Origin of the sequence: Calidithermus roseus (genome assembly GCF_003574095.1) — a bacterium.
GTDB classification, from domain to species: domain Bacteria; phylum Deinococcota; class Deinococci; order Deinococcales; family Thermaceae; genus Calidithermus; species Calidithermus roseus.
In genome coordinates, this window is record NZ_QWLA01000183.1 from 1 (window position 1) to 552 (window position 552).

At 72.5% G+C, this 552-nt stretch carries 1 pseudogene; it reads right to left on the bottom strand.

Features of this window, described 5'->3' with window-relative positions:
• Nucleotides 1–485 (bottom strand): annotated as a pseudogene (locus Mrose_RS18515) (hypothetical protein); the annotation flags it as partial.
• Between the last annotated feature and the right edge of the window lie 67 nt (nucleotides 486–552).

A 552-nucleotide genomic window follows, 5' to 3' on the forward strand; every position in this document is an offset into this window, starting at 1 on the left:
GGGGCGTGCGGGGGGACGTCGGGGAAGCGCAGGTGAGGGGGCCACTCCACGCCCCCCCACTCCAAAAAGCGTGCGAAGTGACCCAGCCCGGCGTAGGCTTTGCGGGCGCTGCCGGGCGTGGGCCTGCGGGCCTTGCCCCCCAGGGGGGGACCCTGCTCGAGCCACCCCTGCAAGAAGGCCTCCAGGTCGCCCGCCTCCAGCGCGGGCCAGCGCCGGTCCCGAAGGCGCAGCCAGGCCGCCAGGTTGCGCAGGGTCCAGAGGTAGTAGTCGGGCTTCTGCACCCCGGCCCGGGCCAGGTAGACCCGGAAGCCCTCCAGCAGCCCCCTCTCGTCCCAGGCGGCCAGGGCAGCCTCCAGACGCTCCTTCCTCGAGGCGGGGTCGTCCCAGCCGCTCTCCGGCAGCAGCAGAGGGGCCTGGGAGCCGATCCCCTTCGGGACGGCGTGCCGCCGTGCACCCCGGCCGCCGTCTTCCTTACCCTTTCCCATGCCCCCATCCTAGCACATCAAACAACCTCACACCCATCCTCACTATCAGGCCCACCCCCCTGACTCC